Source organism: Mycobacterium sp. URHB0044 (genome assembly GCF_000620625.1).
Taxonomy (GTDB): Bacteria; Actinomycetota; Actinomycetes; order Mycobacteriales; family Mycobacteriaceae; genus Mycobacterium.
Map to the genome: position 1 here is coordinate 104,146 of NZ_JIAW01000014.1, position 20,384 is coordinate 124,529.

The following is a 20,384-nucleotide window of genomic DNA, read 5'->3' on the forward strand; positions in this document are numbered from 1 at the left end:
GACGTGACGGCAACCGAGTCTCCCACCACGCAGCACGCGGCCACCACGGCAGAGAAGCTGGCCGACCTTCGCGCGAAGCTCGAACTGGCCAAGGATCCCGGCGACGAGAAGGCCAAGGCCCGGCGCGACAAGAAGGGCATCCCGTCCGCGCGGGCCCGTATCCACGCGCTGCTCGATCCCGGCAGCTTCCTGGAGATCGGCGCGCTGGCCAGGACTCCCGGCGACCCCAACGCGTTCTACGGCGACGGTGTGGTTACCGGGCACGGCACCATCAACGGCCGTCCGGTCGGCGTCTTCAGCCACGACCAGACGGTGTTCCAGGGCTCGGTCGGTGAGATGTTCGGCCGCAAGGTCGCCAAGCTCATGGAGTGGGTGGCCATGGCCGCCTGCCCGATCATCGGCATCAACGACTCGGCCGGTGCCCGCATCCAGGACACCGCGACGTCGCTGGCCTGGTATGCCGAACTCGGCCGCCGCCACGAGATGCTGCGCGGCCTGGTCCCCGAGATCTCGTTGATCTTCGGCAAATGTGCAGGCGGAGCGGTCTATTCGCCGATCCAGACCGACCTGGTGGTTGCGGTCCGCGATCAGGGTTACATGTTCATCACCGGTCCCGACGTCATCAAGGACGTCACCGGCGAGGACGTCACCTTCGATGAGTTGGGCGGCGCCGACGTGCAGGCGCAGCGCGGCAACATCCACAAGGTCGTCGAATCCGAGGACGCGGCATACCAGTACGTGCGCGACTACCTGAACTTCCTGCCCTCCAACCACTTCGACGACGCACCGATCGTCAACCCCGGCCTCGAACCACAGATCACGGCGTCCGACCTGGAACTCGACACGATCGTGCCGGACAGCGACAACATGGCCTACGACATGCACGAGGTCCTGTTGCGGATCTTCGACGACGGCGACGTCTTCGAAATCGCCGACCAGCGCAGCCCGTCGATGATCACCGCGTTCGCCAGGGTGGACGGCCGCTCGGTCGGGGTCATCGCCAACCAGCCGATGCACATGTCCGGCGCGGTGGGCAACGAGGCCTCCGACAAGGCGGCCGGCTTCATCCGGTTCTGCGACTCCTTCAATCTGCCACTCGTTTTCGTCGTCGACACCCCGGGCGCCATGCCGGGAGTCGAGGAGGAGAAGGGCGGCATCATCAAGCGTGGTGGCCGGTTCTTCAACGCCATCGTGGAAGCCGACGTGCCGAAGGTGACCATCATCGTGCGCAAGGCCTACGGCGGCGGATACGCCGTGATGGGCTCCAAGCAGTTGTCCGCGGACCTCAACTTCGCCTGGCCCACCGCGCGCATCGCGGTGATCGGCGCCGAGGGCGCAGCGCAGCTGCTGGTGAAGCGGTTCCCGGATCCCACGTCCCCCGAGGTGCAGAAGATCCGTACTGACTTCATCGAGGGCTACAACCTCAACCTGGCCACGCCGTGGATCGCCGCCGAGCGCGGCTACATCGACGGGGTCATCGAGCCGCACGAGACGCGGCTGCTGATCCGCAAGTCGCTTCATCTGTTGCGGGACAAGCAGAATTTCCCGAAGGTGCTGCGCAAGCACGGCCTGACGCCGCTGTAATCCCGGTATCCCGATTCGACGGGAAACCTGGGCCGAAGTGGGGTTGAATTTGCACTTGTGTCAAACCACTTCACCGGCCTGAGCCTCGGACCCCCGCTCGGCGATCAACGCCTCGACCTCTGCGACCTGTACGCCTTCCAGTCGCCTGCCGATGCAGGCAAGACCGTGCTGATCCTGAACGCCAATCCACAGGCCGATGCGCTGCATCCCGACGCGATCTACCGCCTGGCGATCGACAACGACGGCGACCTGAAGAACGACATCGCGTTCAGCTTCGTGTTCTCCGAGCCGCGCGACGGACGGCAGACGGTCGACGTGTACCTCGCGAAGAACGACGAGGCCGAGGAGCCCGAAGCCGTCGGGTCCAAGATCTTCGACGGCGTCGAGGTGTCGTTCGGCAAGACGCCGAACATCTACGAGTCCGGCAGTTTCAAATTCTTCGCCGGGGCGCGCAGCGACGCGTTCTTCTTCGACTTCGACGGCATCAAGAACCTCTTCGACACGTCCGGAAAGCGCAACTTCACCGATCTGCACCTCGGGTCGGAATCCCCATGGACGGGCCAGGATTCGAACACCGAAGCCAACGTGTTCTCGATGGTCCTGGAGATGCCGACGAGCGCTCTCGGCGCCGATCCCGACATCCGCGTCTGGGGCCGCTGCAGCGTCCGCAAGGATGGTGAACTGCTCCACGTCGACCGGGCGGGCCACCCGTCGGTGAGCAGCTTCTTCAACACCGACGACACCAAGGAGGAGTACAACGCCTCCGAACCGGTCCGCGACCGTGAGCGGTGGATCGGGATGTTCATCCACCTGATGGGCCACACCGGCAACTACACCCGCGAGGAGGCCATCGCGGCCATCGACGAGGAGGGCACGCTGCCGGACATGCTCACCTACGACCCGTCGAAACCCGCGAAGTACCCGAACGGCCGGGTCTTCACCGACGACGTGATCGACTACCGGCTGGCGTTCCTCACCAAGGGCGAGTGCCCGCCGACGGGGCTGAGCCCGCACACCGACACGCTCGCGGAGTTCCCGTACCTCGGGACACCGCACTAGGCGCCTAGATCGCAGGCAGTTCCAGCCAGTCGTCGACCTCGAAGCGGTCACCGCGGGCCACGATCGTCGCACCGCCGTGTCCCGGGTAGTGCGCCGGAATCACGGCCGCCCTGGCCCGCGCCGCCTCGGTGAACACGCGCTTGCGCGTGACCGCGGCCTCGGCCGGATCGACGTCGAACGCACACGGATCGGCGGGCCGTGGGATCTGGATGGGGCAGTGGGTGAGGTCGCCGACGAACACGGCGGGCTTGCCGGCGTGCAGCCACAACACCGACGACCCGGGGGTGTGGCCCGGTGCGGGTCGCAGCCGCAGCGACTCACTGATCTGGAGATCTTTCGCCCAGAGCTCGGTCTGAGCCTCGACGGGAATGATGCTGTCCTCGAACAGGATTCGCCGCGTCTCGTCGATACCCGCGCCATCGGTTCCGAAGTACCGGTAGTCCGCTTCCGGCATCAGGTAGCGCGCGTTCGGGAACGTGGGCACCCATTCGTCGTGAACCCGCTGAGTGTTCCACCCCACGTGGTCGGTGTGCAGGTGGGAGTTGACCACGACGTCGACGTCGGCGGGGTCGATGCCCCCGGCCTCGAGCGCACCCAGGTAGTCGGTGTTCAGGTGATCCAGCGGCGGCATCTGGGGGCGGTCGCGGTCGTTGCCCACCCCGGTGTCGACCACCACGGTCAGGCCGTCGACCTCGATGACCCACGTCTGCATCGCGGTCTTCCAGAGGTCGGCCTCACGATTCCAGAACGCAGGCTCCAGCAGGTCGGCGTTGTCCGGCCAGGCATCGGCCGGGGTGTCGGCGAACAGCGACGTGCGCATCTCGACCCGGGTCTCCACGACGCGGGTGACGACGGCGTTGCCCAGCCGGACGCGGTCGGTCACGGCTTGATCCGGATCCGCCCCGGCTTCCACAGTCCGCTTCGGGTGGCGGTGCCGAGTTCGATCTGGGCGGGCTGGGCGTCGACGACGGTGTCGAACTTGCGCAGCGAGCCCCAGTCTCGGCCCCAGTCGTGCGACAGGTACGTCGCCATCACGTGTGCGCGCAGCAGCAGGTCGGTGATGCCGAGCAGGCCGCCGTTGAGGCCGTCCTCCCAGCTGTCAGTGTCCAGCTTCTTGGCGTTGTAGTCGGGCGTGATGCGGAACTTCGGCACCTCGGTGACGCCGTTGGCGTGCAGCATCGGCTGCTGGCACGGGAAGGCAAGGCCGACTGCCCAGTCCAGCAGCACCGGCTGCTCCGACCCGACGTACTCCTGCACCGACCGCAGCTCCGGCACCCGTGGAGGTGTCACGGCGATCCAGTCACCGGGGGTGAGCGACAGGTCCTCGGCGATCACGCGGACGGCGGTGGCGTCGGCGGGAATCTCGGAGCGGGCGAAGCGCAGGTTGCGCCACGACGGAATGGGCCCGAGGTCGTAGGGCTCCACCCGGCCCGCGGGCACGGGCACACCGTCCGGTCCGGGCCGCGAGTACTCCAGCACGACGGTCTGGCCCTCGGTGTGGCCGTTGAACACGCTGTTGCCGGTGATGCTGCCCGCCGCGGTGACGACGACCAACGGGTGTGCGTCGTCGGGCGCGGGCAGTTGGTACCACGCCGACGCGAGGCGGCTCTGCTGTTGTGCGCCTTGGACATACGTGCCGGCCAGTGGCACTCGCTTGGGATCCAGGCCGTAGGGCAGCGGCACGGTCGAGCCGTTCACACCCGGCGAGGTGAGCTTGACCGGCGCGTCCCAGTCGTAGTCGGTGCCCGGCGCGGGATTGGTCAGCCGGATCGCCTCGGCGACGATGTGTTCGGGCACGCCGTCGGGCGTGAAGCCGACCGGACTCGCGCCGCCCAGCGGCCCGAGCGGACCGTAATTGCCGGGCATGGGAGTCAGGAAGCCGTCGTTGGCGTCGGGTTCGACGAGCACGTCGTCGGCTAGCCCGCAGCGGCCCGCCAGCGCGCGCAGGTTGGAGGAGGCGTTGGAGTAGGTCGGGTACTGCCGCACCACGCCTGCCAGCATCGAGGCGACGAAGATCACCACCATGAGTCCTGCGGTGATCGGGATCGGCGCCGCGGTGACGATCCGCGCCAGTCGACTCTCGGGTCGGTCCCGCGGCGCGAAGTGCAGCCAGAACGCCCACAGTGCGGCGACGACGAACAGCGCAAAGAAGATCGTGCTGACGGTGGCCCCGTCGATCTTCGGCTTCGCGTTGTTGAACGGCACGCCGTAACTCGACACATACCACCAGCCGTTGGTGGTGGCGAAGCACAGCGCCAGCAGGAACAGCACGCCGGCCGTGAACGCCATCCGGTTGCGCGCCGAGCGCAGCACCACTCGCGATACCAGCACGGTGGCCAACGCGGCCATGGCCGCACCGACCGCGGCGAACAGGCCGAAGTGATGCACCCACTTGGTGGGGGTGAACATCAGGAAGAAGATCGTGCCGAAGATGACGCCCATCAGTCGCCACGCGGGCCCGCGCGCCACGCCGGGAACTCGCTTGCGCCGCAACATGATGAACAGCGAGGCGAACAGGCTCAGCGCGGTGATCATGAACCCGAACCGGCGCGACAGCGAGCCGTCGACGGTCGGCAGGATCAGGTAGTAGTAACGCAGGTTCTCGGTGTACCAGGGCTGACTCGGACCGATGTCGGTGCGAATCCTGGTGGCCTCCAACACCGTTGCCAACGTCTGGTCGGCGAACACCACGGCGAGGATCACGAAGGCGGCGGCCAGCAGTGGCAGCACCAGCGGCCAGGTGCCGACGATGCGGTGGCGGCGCACCAGGATGCGCAGCAGCGGGCGGCCACCGGCCAATAGCGCGGCGACCGCGATCAGGCCGGTCGGCTGAATGCCCAGTGTGAAGGCGGCGGTGGTGATCGCCAACGCCGCAGGGGTGAGCCGCCCGCTGATGATCGCCCGCTCGATGAGGACGTAGGTGATGAGCGCGCCGGTCGCGATCTGCCCCTCGGGCCGAAGACCGTTGTTGAACGGCATCCACGCGGCAAGCAGAACCAGGCCTGCCGCCCACATGGCGGCGCGGCTCGTCGACACCGCGGGACCCAAGCGGGGCAGCACTTCTCGGGACAGCAGCAGCCAGCAGACCAGTGCGCACACCAGGTCGGGCAGTCGGATCCAGATGCTGGCGTCGCTGACGTGGGTCATCAGTGCCAGCAGGTTGTAGTACCAGCCGAAGGGGTCCTCTGGACTACCGAACCACCGGAAGTAGTTCGACATGTAGCCGGCGTGATCGGCCACCCGGGCCATGCCGAGGATGTAGCCGTCGTCAGATGAGTTGGCACCCATCACGTGCCAGACCAGGAAGCCGCCGACCACCACGCCGTCGACGGCGGTGAACGTCCGCCAGCGCGACGGGATGATCCGTTGCATCCGCCTGCCGTCGAGCTGGTCGAGGCGCCACAGCGCGACCAGCGCGACGATGGTCGCGAGGACGGCCAGCACCATCGCGGTCAGCTTCAGCGCGGTCGGCTTGGTGGTGTAGCGGGTGTCGATGGTCGCCGACAGCGAAAGTCCTTGCGGTGCCGCACCCGTCAGGTCGGTGAACACGCCCACGACGGACGGTCGCAGGTTCGGGTCGGCGAAGCCGCTTCTCAGCGGCTGCCCGGCGGACTCAGTCCCCGGCAGAAACGTCAGGCCCACGAACGTCGCGAACGTGCCCGCCTCCGACGACGTGATCTCAATGCGCTGGCAGTCGGGGGACGCCACCCGCTCCCGCGGGACGCTGGAGATCACCACGTTGCGGTCGGTGACGTCGACGCGCGTGCGGCTGACGTTGACGTACAGCGCATTTAGCGCGGCCTGCTTGCCCTCGGCAGGCGCCGTGCCGAGCACCAGGCCGCCCTCGAGCGGCATGGACCGGATCACGTCGCACGGCACCGTCACCGACATCGTGACGGGCGTGAACGTGATCAGCGGCGCGGTAACGCTGTTCATCTGCCCGCCCTGCGGCCAGTTCAGCGTCGCGGTGGTCTGCACGACCGGCAGCAACGGTGTGAGCACCGCGCAGACGAAGCCGATCAGGCCGGCGATCATCGCGACCCAGCGGGCAGTCCTGACGTCTTGTTTCATGGCAGCGCCCTGATCGGGCCGGGGCGGCTCCAGCCGAACACCCGCATCGAGCCCTGGTCGATGACGGCGTTGGGCGCCCGCCGCTCCGGCACCACGCGCTCGTAGCGTTCGATCGAGCCCCAGTCGCGGTAGGGGTCGTCGCGCAGGTAGGTCGGGATCGACGTGGTGCGCAGCAGCGCCTGGATGAACAGGAACGGGCCGCCGTCCTCAGCCGACTGCCACATGTTCGACGAGATCACCACCTGTTTGAAGTTCGGAAGGATCCGGTAGTCCGGGAGTTCGGCGACGCCGAGGTGCTCGGTGAACTGCCGCTGGCACGGGAAGTTCGCGGTGGTGGCGATGTCCATCAGCACGGGTGTCTGCGAACCGAGCAGCTGCTGCGCGGTCTCCGTGACGGGCACGCGCGGCGGGGTGAACGCGAACCACTGGTCGGTGGACAGGTTCGGGTCGTCGGCGACGATGCGCGCCACGTTCGCCTCGGGCGGGGCCCAGGCCAGCGGGAAGCGCAGGTTGCGCCAGGCGTTGCCCGGCGTGATGTCGATCGGCTGCACCTGGCCCAGCGCCTGGAACGTGCCGTCGGGCCTGCTGACGCCCCACTGCAGTTTCAGCGACTGGCCGTAGTGGAAGCTGCCGTCCTCCTCGTAGGACCAGATGGCGCCCGCGGCGGCGACGGTGACGAGCGGGCGGTCCGGTGTGCGCGGCGGCAGTTGGTACCACGCCGAGGTGGCCTTGGCAGCGACCCGGTTCTCGTCGTGACTGCCCATCACCGGGGTGCGCGCCGGGTCGAGCCCGAACGGCAGGAACACCCGGGAGCCGTTCACACCGACCGGGCCGTAACCGCCGCCGGTGCCCGCGGCGAAGCCGATGCCGACGTTCGGCTTGTTGGGGGAACCGTCGGAGTTGACGGTGCCGGGGTTGGCGACGACGGGCTCGGGCGGCTCCAGCGTGTCGGCGACCCCGTTGGGGGTGAAGCCCGTCGGGTCGAGTCCGCCGAGCGGTCCGTCCGGACCGAAGCGTTGCCCGGGGACGGGTTGCAGCATCCCGGCGTTGGTGTCGGGCTCGACGAGCACGTCGTCGGCCATGGCGCAGCTGTCCTTCGAGAGCCCGGACACGATGGCGTCGGCGTTGGCCTTCGCGGTGGTGTACGCGGGATAGCGGCCCACCGCGCCCTTGGCCATCGACCCGACCTCGAGCAGCACCATGAGCGTCGCCACCACCAGCAGCGGGGTGGACGCCAGCACGCGGTTGCGCCGGGTGTTGGCCACCTCGGTGTGTCCGGTGTAGTCCATCCGGAAGTGCAGCCAGCCGGCCAGCACGCCGCTGATGACGGCCAGCGCCAGGAACATGTTGGTCACCGGCTGGCCCGCGATCACCGGTTGCTTGTCGAACCACGGCACCCCGTAGTTGCCGACGTAGAAGTAGGCATTGAGCCCCGACGTCGCCCACGCCAGCGCGAACAGCAGCGCGGTGACGTACAGCGCCAGATTGCGTCGGCTGTGCAGGCCCACCCGGGAGAACGTGAACGCCGTGACGGCGCCGAGGGCGCCGCCGATGCCCGCGAACACACCGAACTGCACGGCCCACTTCGTCGGCGTGAACGTCAGCAGCAGCAGACCGACGGCAGTGGCGCCGATCAGCCGCCACACCGGGCCGGTGGCCATGCCGGGCAGGCCGCCCCGGCGCAGCAGCACGGCCAGCATGCCGAACAGGCACAGCAGCAGGATCAGCACCGAGAACCGCCGGGACAGCGATCCGTCCACGCTGTCCTCGACCGTGAGGAAGTAGTAGCGCAGGAAGTCCTGATACCAGGGGATGGTGGGGCCGACGGAGTACTTGATCCTGGCCGCCTCGGCGACGGTGGCGAGGGTCTGGTCGCGGAACACGATCACGAAGATCAGCGCGGCGGACGCTGCGAGCGCGGCGATTGCGGAGAGCAGGCCATCGGTGCCGCGGCGGCGCTGAACGATGCTTGCGACGGCTCGCGCGCCGACCAGCAGCGGGGCCAGCGCGATCAGGCCCTGCGGCGCGAGCGTCACGGTGAACGCCGCGACGACGACGGCCGCGCAGGCCGGCCACAGCCTGCGGGTGCCGATCGCGTACTCCATCAGTGCCCAGGTGAGCAGGGCGCCGAACGCGATCAGCGGTTCGGGTCGCAGGCCGTTGTTGAACGGCAACCAGCTGGCCAGGAACACGGCACCCGCGGTCCAGACCGCGATCCGGTTCACCGCCAGCCGTCGGCCGAGGCGTGGGATGACCCAGCGGGACAGCAGCAGCCAGGTCGCGATGCCTGCCAGCAGGGCGGGTAGCCGCATCCACACGCCTGCCGTGCTGATTGCGGCGAGGTGGGCGAGCACCGACTGGTACCAGTCGAACGGGGCCTCGGCGGCGCCGAAGTAGCGGTAGTAGTTCCCGATGTAGCCTGCGTCGGCGGATGCCCGCGCGATGGCCAGGTTGTAGCCGTCGTCGGACGAGATCGCCCCGATGACGTGCCACAGCACCAGGGTGCCGACGACGACGGCGTCGGCCAGCCACGTGGCCAGCCCGACCCGCCATAACCTTCGCCACGCACGCGGCACCCGCCTGCCCGATCGGGCGTCCAGCATCGCCAGCGCCACGACCGACGCCAGCGTGGCCAGCACGCCGAGTGCCATCAGCACCGTCTTGAGCACGGTCGGGGCGGTGATGAAGCGGGTGTCCACGTCGATGCGTGCGCTCAAGCCGGGTTGCGCAGCCACCTTCAGCTCGGTGAACACGCCGACCACTTGAGGCTTCTTCTCGATCGGCACGGTGCCCGAAGCGCCGGGGATGCCGACGAAGTCAGCGCCGACGCTGCCGGCGTTGGCCCACAGGTGCAGCGTGCTGCACGCGCCGGACTCGACCGCAGGCCGAGGAGCGACGGCGGCCACCGAGTCACGGAACGCGACGACGACGGTGTCGGCGTTCGCGCGGACGAACAGACCGTAGCGGCTCGCGTCGATGCCACCGGACGGGATGGTGGAGAAGACCAGGCCGCCGGTCTCGGGCAGCGTCGCAACCGCAAGGCATGGAATGGAGGCGTCCAGCGCCAGTGGCGCGCCGGACACCAGGGGAGCGGTCACGTCGGTGATCAGGCCGTCGGAGCCGACGGCTTGCGGCCACGCGATGGTCGCGGTGGTCTGGCGGACCGGCAGGAGCGGTGTCAGTGCGCAGAGCAGCAAACCTGCGATGCCCGCGATGATCGCGACGAGTCGAAGAGTCCGGGCGGGCACGACGCTCAAGGGTATGCGACGACCCCGTGTGGGTTGCGGAGCCATGCGGCAGCGATCAGCTCAGCCGCAGCGGCCCAGGGCTCCACAAGCCGCTGCGTGTGGCGGTGCCCAGTTCGATGCGGGCCGGCTGGGCGTTGGGATACCAGGGCGTCAGCTGCTGCAGGGCTCCCCAGTCCCGGAACCAGTCGCCGCGCAGGTAGGTCGGCACGGGCGTCGCCCGCAGCAGCAGTTCGGTGATGCCGAGCGGGCCGCCGCCGAGGTAGTCCATGACCGGCGAGTTGGCCTCCGCACCGAACCGGTCGGGCAGGATCCGCCACTTGGGCACCTCGGTGACGCCATTCTGGTGGCCGAACGGCCGCTGGCACGGGAACGCCAGGCCGACGAGCCAGTCCAGCAGCACGGGATCGGCCGAGCCGACGACGTCTTGCAGGGTGCGCAGCTGCGGGATGCGCGGCGGAGTCACCGCGATCCAGTGCTGAGCCGCGAGGTCGTCGTCGGTGGCGATGAGCCGCACCAGGGTGGCGTCGTCGGGGATGGCCGACATCGGTGCCCGCAGGTTCCGCCAGGCGGGCGCCGCGCCGACGTCGGCGAAACCGAGGCCGCCGCCGGGCTGGTTCTTGGCGGCCTGTTCGTCGGTGGCCCACTGCACGAGCACTTCACCCGGGTCGAACCGTCCCGCGGCGGCGACGACAAGCAGCGGGCCGCGTTGATCGCGTGGCGGCAGCCGGTACCAGGCCGACCTCAGCACCGCGGGCTGCTGCGTGCCCGAACGCCAGCTGCCCATGACGGGCGTGCGCGCAGGGTTGAGGTTGTACGGCAGCCGGGCGCGGGACCCGTTGACCCCTGCCGCCGCGGTGGTGCCGCCCTCGGTTCCGGGTTCGCTGCCCGTCACCACCGAGCCGTCGGTGTCGGCGAAGTTGCCGCTGCCCTGCGGTTCCATGACGGGGTCCGCGGAGAGGTCGGCGGGAATGCCGTTGGCGTTGAAGCCCTGTGCGGCAACGGCGCCAAGCGCCTCGCCGACGGGCGCGCTGACGGGTTGCAGTAGGCCGGTATTGGGGTCTTGTTCGACCATCACGTCGCTGGCGAGGCCGCACGTCTTTCCGGTCAACGCGTCGAGGTTGGAGCGGCCGACGGACCACGCGGGGTACTGGTCGATCATCGCCAGCGTCAGCGACAGCACCTCGAAGATCACCAACAGCCATACGGCAATGGCCAAGGGTGCCTGCTTGATTCGCGTCCACCGCCCGGTCCCGTCACCGGGGGGCCGCGCGTCTCTGCCGGAGAAGTGGAACCACGTTGCCACGATCAGCACCAACACCGAAAGCCCGAGCAGGAAGGTGGTGAAGCCGAAGTGCCACTCCGGGAACGCATTCGACCATGGCACGCCGAAGTTCGACACGTACCACCAGCCGTTCACGCTGGCGAATGACAAGGCCATCACGAACAGCACCGCTGCGGCGAAGATGGTGCGGTTGCGGCGCGAACCCATCGCGGCCGCAGTGACCGCGACGGCGGCCAGCGCGCCCAATGACCCTGCCAGACCGGCGAACACGCCGAAGTGGTGCGTCCACTTGGTGGGGGTGAACATCATCGCGAGGAACGAGATGATCGTGATGCCAATGATGCGGCGGCTCGGTCCAGCCGCCGTGCCTGGAATCCGGCCCTTGCGCAGGGTCATCGCCACCGCCGTCGCCAACGCCAGCAGCAGGGTCAGCACCGCGAACCGTCGGGCCACCGAGCCGTCCGGGCTGGTGGTGAACAGCCGTTCGTAGCGGATGTGCTCGTCGAACCAGCTCAGGCTCGGACCGACCGCCGACTTGAATGAGTTGGCCTGCAGCTCCCCGATCAGGGTCTGGTCACGGAAGATCAGGATGATCGTCACGGTGGCGGCGGCCAGAATGGGTGCCAGCAGCGGCAGATAGCCGAAACGTGAAGTATGCGCGGAGACAATCGTTTTCAGCGGTCCGACGGCAACGAGCAGCGCACCCACCGCCGCGATGCCGGTGGGCCCGGAGAACAGGGTGAGCGCGCCGATGATGCCCGCGATCGCCACCGGAAGCAGTCTGCTGGTGGCCACCCCCCGTTCCACCGAGCACCAGGTGAGCAGGATGCCGAGGGCGATGATGGGCTCGGGCCGGAGGCCGTTGTTGAGCGGCAGCCAGAACACCAGAAACATGCCCGCCGCGGTCCATGCGGCCGCGCGGTTGACCTTCACCGCATGCCCCAGCCGCGGGATCACCTCGCGGCTGATCACCCACCAGCACACCAGGCCCATCACCAGGGTGGGCAGGCGCATCCACACGCTGGCGGTGCTGACGTGCGCCCACAGCGCGAGCAGGTCGTAGTACCAGCCGAACGGTGACTCGGGCGTACCGAACCAGCGGTAGTAGTTGGCCATGTAGCCGGCGTGCTCGGATACCCGGGCCATGGTCAGGATGTAGCCGTCGTCGGCGGTGTTGGCCCCGACGAAGTGCCACCACACCAGCGCCGCGGCGACGAGCCCGTCGAGCGGTTTCATCGACCACCACCGCGGCGGCAGGAACCGCCGGTGCCGCATGCCGTCGGCGGTGTCGAGCAGATGCAGCGCACCGAGGGCGACGACCGTCATCGCCACCCCGACGATCATCGCGAGGGTCTTCAACAGCGTCGGCGAACTGCTGTAGCGCGAGTCGATCGTGGCCGAGAACGTCAGCCCCGGCGGCGCGGGCCCGACGAGGTCGGTGAAGACACCGACGATCTGCGGCCGGAAGTCGTAGCCCCCACGCTCACCACGCAGCGGCGCGCCGGGGTCATCTGCGTCCGGTCCCTTCACCAGTCCGACGAACTCACCCGTGACCTTGTCGGCGTGAGCGGTGAACGTCAGCCGCTCGCAGGCCGGGCTGAGCACCTGATTCAGCGGTGCGCTGACCACCGGAGTGTTGCGGACGATCACCAGGATGTCGTCGCCGACCCGTTCGATCAGCAGTCCGCGGTCAACGGCCTTGGGCGCCTGCTTCGGAACCGTGGAGAGCAGCACGGTGCGCGGCCCGGTCAGCCCAGCGGCGGCACTGCACGGGATGGTGATCTCGAGGTCGGTGGCCACATAGCCGATCAAGGGGGCGTCGACGCTCTGCAGCACGCCGTTCTGCGGCCAGTTGAGCTTGGCGGTGGTCTGCGTGACGGGCAGCAGGGGGGTGGCGATGGCGAGCAGTGCGCCGAGCAGACCGGCGACGACGGCGACGGCGCGCGCGGTCCGGTGGTTGGTCCCCGTCGCTGCTTTTTGGACCACGGGCGTAGATGCTAGTGGCTGGGCCTGTGCCGACCCGTCACTGGTCATGTGAGGTTTCCCGCCGTTACTTCCGGATGGCCAGGACGAACGGCCCGATGTCGGACACGTCCCAGCGCGGATCTTCGAACAGCGCCGCGTCGAGAGCAACCTGGTAGCGGCGGACGTTCGGCTGGTTCGGGTACACGTCGCTGGCCAGTCGCAGCGTGTAGGTGTCGTTCGCGCCGTGGCGCATCAGGAAGACGGTCGGCGGCCGCCACGGCATGCCGTCGAGGGCAGCGATGAACTGGTCGGGCTTGGTCAGCGTCGCCCAGCCCTCGATGGCCGCCGAGCGCTCGTTGAACTGCGCGAGTGGGTTGGCGTAGTGCGACGTCAGGCCCTGGAACCCGTAGTAGGGCAGATAGGAAAGGAAGCTGTAGTCGGCGGTCATGACCACGGTCTCGTTGCGCGGCCGGCCGGTCACCTGACGGATCTTGGCGTCGACCTCGCCGTAGTACTTCTCGGCGCCGGGCGGCCTGCGGTCGGCGCGCTGGCCGTAGCCATCGGTGTCGGTGTAGGCGACGGCGATGTCCGGTCGGAGCACATCGGGAATGTCCTGGCTGAACGTCATCGCGCCGATGGCGCCCACCGCCGCGGCGGCCGCGACGATGCGTCGGCCTGACCGGGTAGAGCGCGCCGCCATCGCGCGCGTCGCCTCGATGAATCCGAACGCGCCCGCCGCGGTCAACAGCACGGTCAGCGTCGGCTGCAGGCGGAACGACAGCAGCGTCGTGCCCGCCAGCGTGGTCACCATCGACAGCAGTGACCAGACGTAGACCGCCAGCACGGCGACGGCCAATGCGCCGGCACGGGTGGACGTGCGCGCGTAGACCACCAGCCACACCGTGCCCACCATGCACAGCGCGCCGAGCAGCGTGAAGGACAGCATCGGGAACGTCAGCTGCGCACCGTCGGCAGGCAGATAGTGCTGCGCGGTCCCCTTATCGGCGGGGGCGCCCTTGGCGGCGGCGATCAGATACGGAGCCCAGCCGATCAGGGCGATGGCTCCCGCGATGACGCCGAGCACCGCCACCCGCAGCAGCGGATCCCACGCGCGTCTCGCCACGGCGAGAATCAGCGCCATCAGCGCCAGCGTGAACGCGGCGTACCCGAACAGCAGCGTGTAGAACAGTGCGGCGAAACCGAGGAACAGGCCGACGCCGATCACCGCGGCCCAGCCACCCGATCTGGCACCGGCTCGCAGTCCCGACCACGCCAGCACGAACACCGGCGGCAGCAACACGACGATGATGGCCGCGTAGGGCTCGGTCGACGAGTACGCCAGCATGGCGGCGACGGTCGCGGTGGACACGATGAGCGCGTACTCGAAGCGAATCATGGCCGCCCACAACACCAGTGCGACGACCGCGGCGGCGGTGATGGAGATGATGGCCCACGGCTTGAACATCTCCCACGCCGGGATGCCGGTGAGGTCGGCGAGCCGGCCGCCCAGCCAGAACCACCCGGCCGGGTAGTACGGCGGCAACCCGATGTAGGTCATGTCGCGTGGGATGACCGAGTCGGCCAGCCGGGTCATGTACTCGGTGCGGAACTGCTGGTCGACGGAGATGCCGAACAGGTACAGCTTGGTGGCGCCAAGCGGCATGGCGAGGGTGACGACGGAGAAGGCCGAGAGGAACACCACGGCTGCGGTCCTGGCGAGCCAAGCGCGCCCCGCCCGCCAGGCCCATCCCGCCGCGAAGATTCCTGCGAGACAGAAGAACTGGCCGACCGTCGTCAGCGCGTGCAGCTGGTTGCTCGAGTTGAAGGCCGGCCACTCGACGCGTGCGATGGCGGCCAAGGCGACGACTGCGACCAGCGCGGCAACCACCGCGGCAGCGGCCATCTGGCCGAGCGTCCTCATCGGCACCCGCGCAGAGCTCATCCCCGGGTCGCTTCGCTCCTGCCCGCCGGCACTCAGATCGGCAGCTTGCGGAAGATCGGACGCGGAACGTGCCTCAACACCATCATCACGTACCTGAACGCTCCCGGCGCCCATACCAGTTCCTTGCCCTTGGCCGATGCGGTGACCGCCAGTTCGGCAACGTACTCCTTGTCGACCGTCAGCGGCGCTTCCTTGACGTGTGCGCTCATCCGGGTGCGGACCTGTCCCGGCCGGATGACGAGGACGCGAACACCGAACTCGCGCAATGCCTCTCCGAGTCCGAGGTAGAAGCCGTCGAGACCCGCCTTGGTGGAGCCGTAGACGAAGTTCGACCGACGCACCCGTTCCCCGGCTGCCGAACTCATCGCGATGATCCTGCCCGATCCCTGGCCGCGCATCTTCTCGCCGAGCAGCACGCCCACCGAAACGGCTGCGGTGTAGTTGATCTCGGCGATCTGCACGGCCTTGCGCTGGTTCTGCCACAACTCCTCGGCGTCGCCGAGCAGGCCGAACGCCACGATCGCGACGTCGATGTCGCCGCCTGCGAACGCCTGGTCGATCACCTTGGGGTGGCTCTCGGTGTCGACGGCGTCGAAGTCGATCACCTCAACCGACTTGGCGCCCGCGGCCTTCATCTGCGCGACGGCGGCGTCGCGGCCGGGGTCGTCGGGAAGGCACGCAAGAACCACGCGGGCCTTCGCGTCGCGCAGGTAGCGCTCCGAGATCGCCAGGCCGATCTCGGACGTACCGCCGAGGACGAGGATCGCCTGCGGATTGCCGACCGCATCGAAAACCATTTAGAGCAACTCCAAACGTCGGGCCATGTCCGATGCGAAGACGCCGTCGGGATCCACCTTGCGGCGCACCGCGATCCATTCGTCGATCCGCGGGTACATGGCGTGGAAGGTTTCGGCGGTGGTGCGGTTGTCCTTGGCGGTGTACAGCCGCCCACCGAACTCGAGCACTCGGCGGTCGAGCTCGTTGAGGAACTCGCCGAGGCCGGGCTTGATCGGGAAGTCGACGCACACGTTCCAACCGGGAATCGGAAAGCTCAGCGGCGCTTGGTTACCGGCGCCGAACAGCTTGAACACGTTGAGGAACGAATAGTGCCCGGAGCGCTGGATGTCGACGATGATGCGCTTGAACTCGTCGACGGCCTCGGTGGGCACCACGAACTGGTACTGGCCGAAACCCGCAGGCCCGTAGGCGCGGTTCCACTCGCCGAACATGTCGAGCGGGTGATAGAACTGCGTCAGGTTCTGCACCTTGCCGCGGTAGGTACCCGACTTGCGGTACCATAGCTCACCGATCGGCCCGAACGTGTACTTGCCGACCAACATGCCGTTGGGCACGATGTCGGGCACCGTAAGTAGCTGCGGCGCATCGAATTTCAGCGGATTCTTCTGCAGCTTCTTCGGCAACTGGTCCAGCGTGGCCAGCGAACCCCTGGAAATCGCGGCGCGACCCAGTTTGGGCGGCGCGCTGATGGCGTCGAACCAGGCGCTCGAGTACGTGTAGTCGTCCTCGCTGCCGTCACTGTGAAAGGCGATGGTCTCGTCGAGGGTGCGCGTGACGTCGCCGTCGGCGATGAAGTACGCCGTCTCGGTCGGCGTCATCGCGATGGTGGCGCGCAGGATGATGCCGGTCAGCCCGTTGCCACCAACCGTGGCCCAGAACAACTCCGCGTCGTCACCGTCGGGGGTGAGGCGGCGGACCTGGCCGTCGGCGGTCAACAGGTCCATCGACCGGACGTGGTTGCCGAAGCTGCCCGCGCTGTGGTGATTCTTGCCGTGGATGTCGCAGGCGATCGCGCCGCCGATGGTGACCTGGCGGGTCCCGGGAAGGACGGGGACCCACAGGCCGAGTGGCAGCGCCGCCCGCATCAACTGATCGAGGTTCACGCCGCCGTCCACGTCGACGAGGTGGCTGTCGCGATCCATCGAATGGATCTTGTTCAGCGCGGTCATGTCGACGACGAGGCCGCCGCCGTTCTGCGCGTTGTCGCCGTAGGACCGGCCCAATCCACGCGCGATCAGGCCGCGTCCGTCGGCGTTCGCGACGGCCTTGACGATGGTCTCGGGATCGGGCGTCGAGAGCACCTGCGCGACGCTCGGCGCGGTGCGGGCCCAACCCATCAGCCGCTTGGTGGTGGTTGCAGACATCGTGAAGAGGGTACCGTGCGGCCCCCCGCGGCCCGGGAAAGTTGCTGCTCGGGACCCCCTCCGGTGCGCGGTAGGGTCGCCAAAGGGAAGGTGAGGAGCGTTCAGTTGCAGCTGAGCGAGATCGAGTCCTGGAGCGTGGGGGCATTGCTGTCGATTGCGTTCGAGCTCGGTGACGAACTGAAGACCATCGACGGGGTCGCCGACGAACTGGAGTTGATCTCGCAGCTGCCGGGGTGGGACTCACCCGCCGCCGACGCCGCCCGCGGACGCATCCGCTCGACCACCTCGAAGGTGCTCGACGACGCGGCCGTCATCCGTGCGGTGCACCAGCTCGCCGAGGAGATGGCGGCCGCGGTCGCGAAATTGCAGGCCGGGATCGAGGCGGTGCGGGCCGACGTCGCCGCCCAGGGCGGGCTGCTGCAGTTGTCCGACTTCGGGGACGTGACGATCAGCGCGCCTTCGGACATGCGCGACGAGCTGCGGGCGTTCGCGGACGACATCGAGGCCCGCGCCAAGGCGTTGATTCACCAGGCCGACGACGTCGACGCCGACTGCGCTGAAGTGTTCGGCCACCTCGAGCACGGTGACGTCACGTCGGGCGGCGGCACCGACGGCGGGCTGTCCGCGCCGTATCCACCAGAGGGCGACGCGAAGGACGTCAACGCGTGGTGGGACACACTGTCGGACGGCGAACAACGCAAGGTCATCGCTGAACATCCCGAGTGGATCGGCAACCGGGACGGGGTGCCCGCGTGGGCCCGGAGTGCGGCCAACATCCCTGCACTCGACCGTGAACTCGCCGCCGCCCAGCGCGACGTCGACGGGCTCGGCAGCCGGGACGACTTCATCCGCAGCCATCCCGAGATGGACCCGGCGCAGGCCGCCGCCGTTTACACCCAGGTGGGGGCCGATCGGCACACCCGGCTGGACAACGCCAAGGCTATGAGGGAGGCGCTGTCGGTGAACAACGATCCGTCGAAGGGCTACGACCCCGACCGGTATCTGATGCTGCTGGAGTTTCCCGGCGGACGGGACCCGCGCGCCGCCATTGCGGTCGGCAACCCGGACACCGCCGAACACGTCGCGGTCACTACGCCCGGCATGAACACCCACCCCACCAGCCTTCCGGCCATGGTGTTGGAGGCCAGCGCGCTGCGCTCGGAGACCGAGAGCCAGTTGGCTCTGTCGGGCCGGTTGGATCAGCAGGTCGCGACCATCGCGTGGCTCGGCTACGACCCGCCGGACACCGACGACATCTCGATCCTGCAGGCGGGGTATGAGGGGCGCGCCAATGACGCCGCGCCCGACCTGGCCGATTTCTACCGCGGCATCAACGCCGCCAACGAGCACGGGTCGGACGTGCACCTGTCGGCGCTCGGACACTCGTACGGCTCGCTCACCACCGCGCAGGCGCTCAACGAACTCGGCCAAACCGGCGTTGTCGACGACGCGGCGTTCTACGGCTCGCCAGGGCTGGGCTCCACCGATCGGACCGTCGGGTGGGGGCCGCTGGAACGTGCGGTCCCGATCGGCGACGAAGCGGATCTGTCGCTGGCCGATCACCACGCGTACGTGATGTCGACGCCCAACGATCCGGTGTCGGGCAACCCGACGCTGCTTGGCCTTCCCCTTCCTGCCCTCGGCGACCTGGGTCAACTGGGCCCGAACCCGACGACGCTGCCGTTGGAGCAGTTGTCCACGGGCGCCACGACGACGCACGACGGCGTGGCCAGGGACGGGGCGTCCGGCCACTCGGAGTACCCGCGCTTCGGCGGCAACGGCTACCTCCGCACCACCGGCTACAACCTGGCGATCATCACCGGTGGACTGGCCGGGGTACCCGGCCTGCTGGTGCGGCCATGATGCGCGCGCTGGCCGTCGTCCTGGCCGTCCTGCTGACGGTGTCCGGCTGTGGCGGCACCCCAGAATCCACCACCACCAGCAAGGAGGACGGGCACGTGATCGACATCGCCAACCTTCCCGACATCGAACAGACCCGCGCCCAGATGCTGGACCTGATCGAACGGGTCCGCGCCGAAGTCACCCGCATCGCCCCCGCGACGGACCCGTGGCAGTGGGGCGGCAGCGAAGGCAACGCCGGCTGCGCGGTGGACACCAAGGACGGGCAGAAGGGCGCGTCGCGATTCCTGCGCAAGCTCGCCTCGGCGACGCCCCTGACCGATGCGCAGTGGGACGAAGCGTTCCCGGTGGTGCGGCGGCTCGCCGCCGACGAGGGACTGAAAAACGTTTCGGCACCACAGAATTCGAGCGGCAACCACGACGCACGGTTCACCAGTGACGACGGCCTCGAACTCGTCTTCGGCTCGCGCGACGCAGCGCTGATCACCGGCGCCATCCTGTGCAGGCGCTCGTGACGGCGCCCGAGATCTACGTCGTCACCGCCGAACTCCGGCGGTCAGGGGATCACGCCGAACTCGTCGGGCGGGACGCTTCGTCCAGTCGTGCCGCGCTTGCGGGCGCGATGTCCGGCACGTCGGGTGCGTGGAAGTCGGCGGGCCGGGGCGGTTTCGAGAAGTTCATCGACATCCTGGAACAGCAGACCAACCGGCTGCGGACCGACCTGACCGAGCTGGGCGACAAACTGCGCGCGGCGGCCGACGACTACGACCGCCAGGACCTGGAATGCGCTGTGGTGCTGGCCGATTCGGTTTCCGTCATCGCAACCGGAAGATGACCGCCCGCTGCACCACGAAGTTGATCACCGTCGCGGTGCCCTGGGCGATGACGAACGCGACGGGCACGCGCCACGGCTCATCGGCCAGCTGGACGTAGAACAGGTAGTTGATGCCGACCTGCACGGCATAGGTGACGGCGTACAGCGCGCAGACCGCGACGAACCGGGCCCTGCTCGGCGGCGCCTGGAAGGTCCACCGCCGGTTGATCAGATACGCCGTCGTGGTGCCTGCGATGAAGCTCAGCGTCTTGGCGACGTTCACGTGCAGGCCGAGCCGTAGGAACAGCACGTAGAGGCCGAAGTCGACGATCGCGGAAAGACCGCCGGTGACGATGAACCGCCACGCCTGAGTGGTCAGGCTCAGGTTGGGTGACAT

Annotated in this window: 13 protein-coding genes; 5 read left to right on the forward strand and 8 right to left on the reverse strand. The window is 68.5% G+C overall.

Features of this window, described 5'->3' with window-relative positions; translation table 11 throughout:
- Positions 1-3 precede the first annotated feature (3 nt).
- Positions 4-1,584: an acyl-CoA carboxylase subunit beta gene (locus tag N536_RS0125460; RefSeq protein ID WP_051574759.1), complete on the forward strand. Its 1,581-nt coding sequence runs from the start codon at positions 4-6 to the stop codon at positions 1,582-1,584.
- Between the two features lie 57 nt (positions 1,585-1,641).
- Positions 1,642-2,643, forward strand: coding sequence for a DUF4331 family protein (locus tag N536_RS0125465; RefSeq protein ID WP_029116212.1), 1,002 nt, complete (start codon positions 1,642-1,644; stop codon positions 2,641-2,643).
- A gap of 4 nt (positions 2,644-2,647) precedes the next feature.
- On the opposite strand, the gene N536_RS0125470 is transcribed toward N536_RS0125465, so the two are convergent.
- The 7 genes from N536_RS0125470 to N536_RS0125500 are packed head-to-tail and all read right to left on the reverse strand — an operon-like array spanning position 2,648 to position 17,313.
- Positions 2,648-3,526: an MBL fold metallo-hydrolase gene (locus tag N536_RS0125470; RefSeq protein WP_029116213.1), complete on the reverse strand. Its 879-nt coding sequence runs from the start codon at positions 3,524-3,526 to the stop codon at positions 2,648-2,650.
- Complete coding sequence (locus tag N536_RS0125475) at positions 3,523-6,714, reverse strand: arabinosyltransferase domain-containing protein (RefSeq protein WP_029116214.1); 3,192 nt, start codon at positions 6,712-6,714, stop codon at positions 3,523-3,525. Before N536_RS0125475 ends, N536_RS0125470 begins: the two co-directional genes overlap by 4 nt.
- A complete protein-coding gene (locus N536_RS0125480) occupies positions 6,711-9,962 on the reverse strand; it encodes an arabinosyltransferase domain-containing protein (RefSeq protein WP_029116215.1) in 3,252 nt (1,083 codons plus the stop codon). Before N536_RS0125480 ends, N536_RS0125475 begins: the two co-directional genes overlap by 4 nt.
- A 55-nt stretch (positions 9,963-10,017) precedes the next feature.
- Positions 10,018-13,278: an arabinosyltransferase domain-containing protein gene (locus N536_RS0125485; RefSeq protein ID WP_051574760.1), complete on the reverse strand. Its 3,261-nt coding sequence runs from the start codon at positions 13,276-13,278 to the stop codon at positions 10,018-10,020.
- A 16-nt stretch (positions 13,279-13,294) separates the two neighbouring features.
- The gene (locus tag N536_RS0125490; protein WP_197040228.1) at positions 13,295-15,151 is read right to left on the reverse strand and encodes a galactan 5-O-arabinofuranosyltransferase; all 1,857 of its coding nucleotides are present in this window, start codon (positions 15,149-15,151) and stop codon (positions 13,295-13,297) included.
- 32 nt (positions 15,152-15,183) lie between these two features.
- A complete protein-coding gene (locus tag N536_RS0125495; protein ID WP_029116218.1) occupies positions 15,184-15,948 on the reverse strand; it encodes a decaprenylphospho-beta-D-erythro-pentofuranosid-2-ulose 2-reductase in 765 nt (254 codons plus the stop codon).
- A complete protein-coding gene (locus N536_RS0125500) occupies positions 15,949-17,313 on the reverse strand; it encodes an FAD-binding oxidoreductase (RefSeq protein WP_029116219.1) in 1,365 nt (454 codons plus the stop codon).
- Between the two features lie 105 nt (positions 17,314-17,418).
- Here N536_RS0125500 and N536_RS0125505 point away from each other — a divergent pair, with 105 nt between their 5' ends.
- From N536_RS0125505 to N536_RS39400, 3 genes are read left to right on the forward strand one after another with little or no spacing between them, the layout of a single operon-like run.
- A complete protein-coding gene (locus N536_RS0125505; RefSeq protein ID WP_029116220.1) occupies positions 17,419-19,176 on the forward strand; it encodes an alpha/beta hydrolase in 1,758 nt (585 codons plus the stop codon).
- A complete protein-coding gene (locus N536_RS0125510; protein WP_029116221.1) occupies positions 19,173-19,688 on the forward strand; it encodes an LppA family lipoprotein in 516 nt (171 codons plus the stop codon). Before N536_RS0125505 ends, N536_RS0125510 begins: the two co-directional genes overlap by 4 nt.
- Entirely contained in the window at positions 19,685-20,008 is a 324-nt protein-coding gene (locus tag N536_RS39400) for a type VII secretion target (protein WP_036437628.1), read from the forward strand. The genes N536_RS0125510 and N536_RS39400 overlap by 4 nt, the downstream gene beginning before the upstream one ends.
- Here the strand turns inward: N536_RS39400 and N536_RS0125520 are convergent.
- Positions 19,989-20,384 (reverse strand): GtrA family protein, encoded by a 396-nt coding sequence (locus N536_RS0125520; protein ID WP_029116222.1) that lies wholly within the window; start codon positions 20,382-20,384, stop codon positions 19,989-19,991. The genes N536_RS39400 and N536_RS0125520 overlap by 20 nt on opposite strands.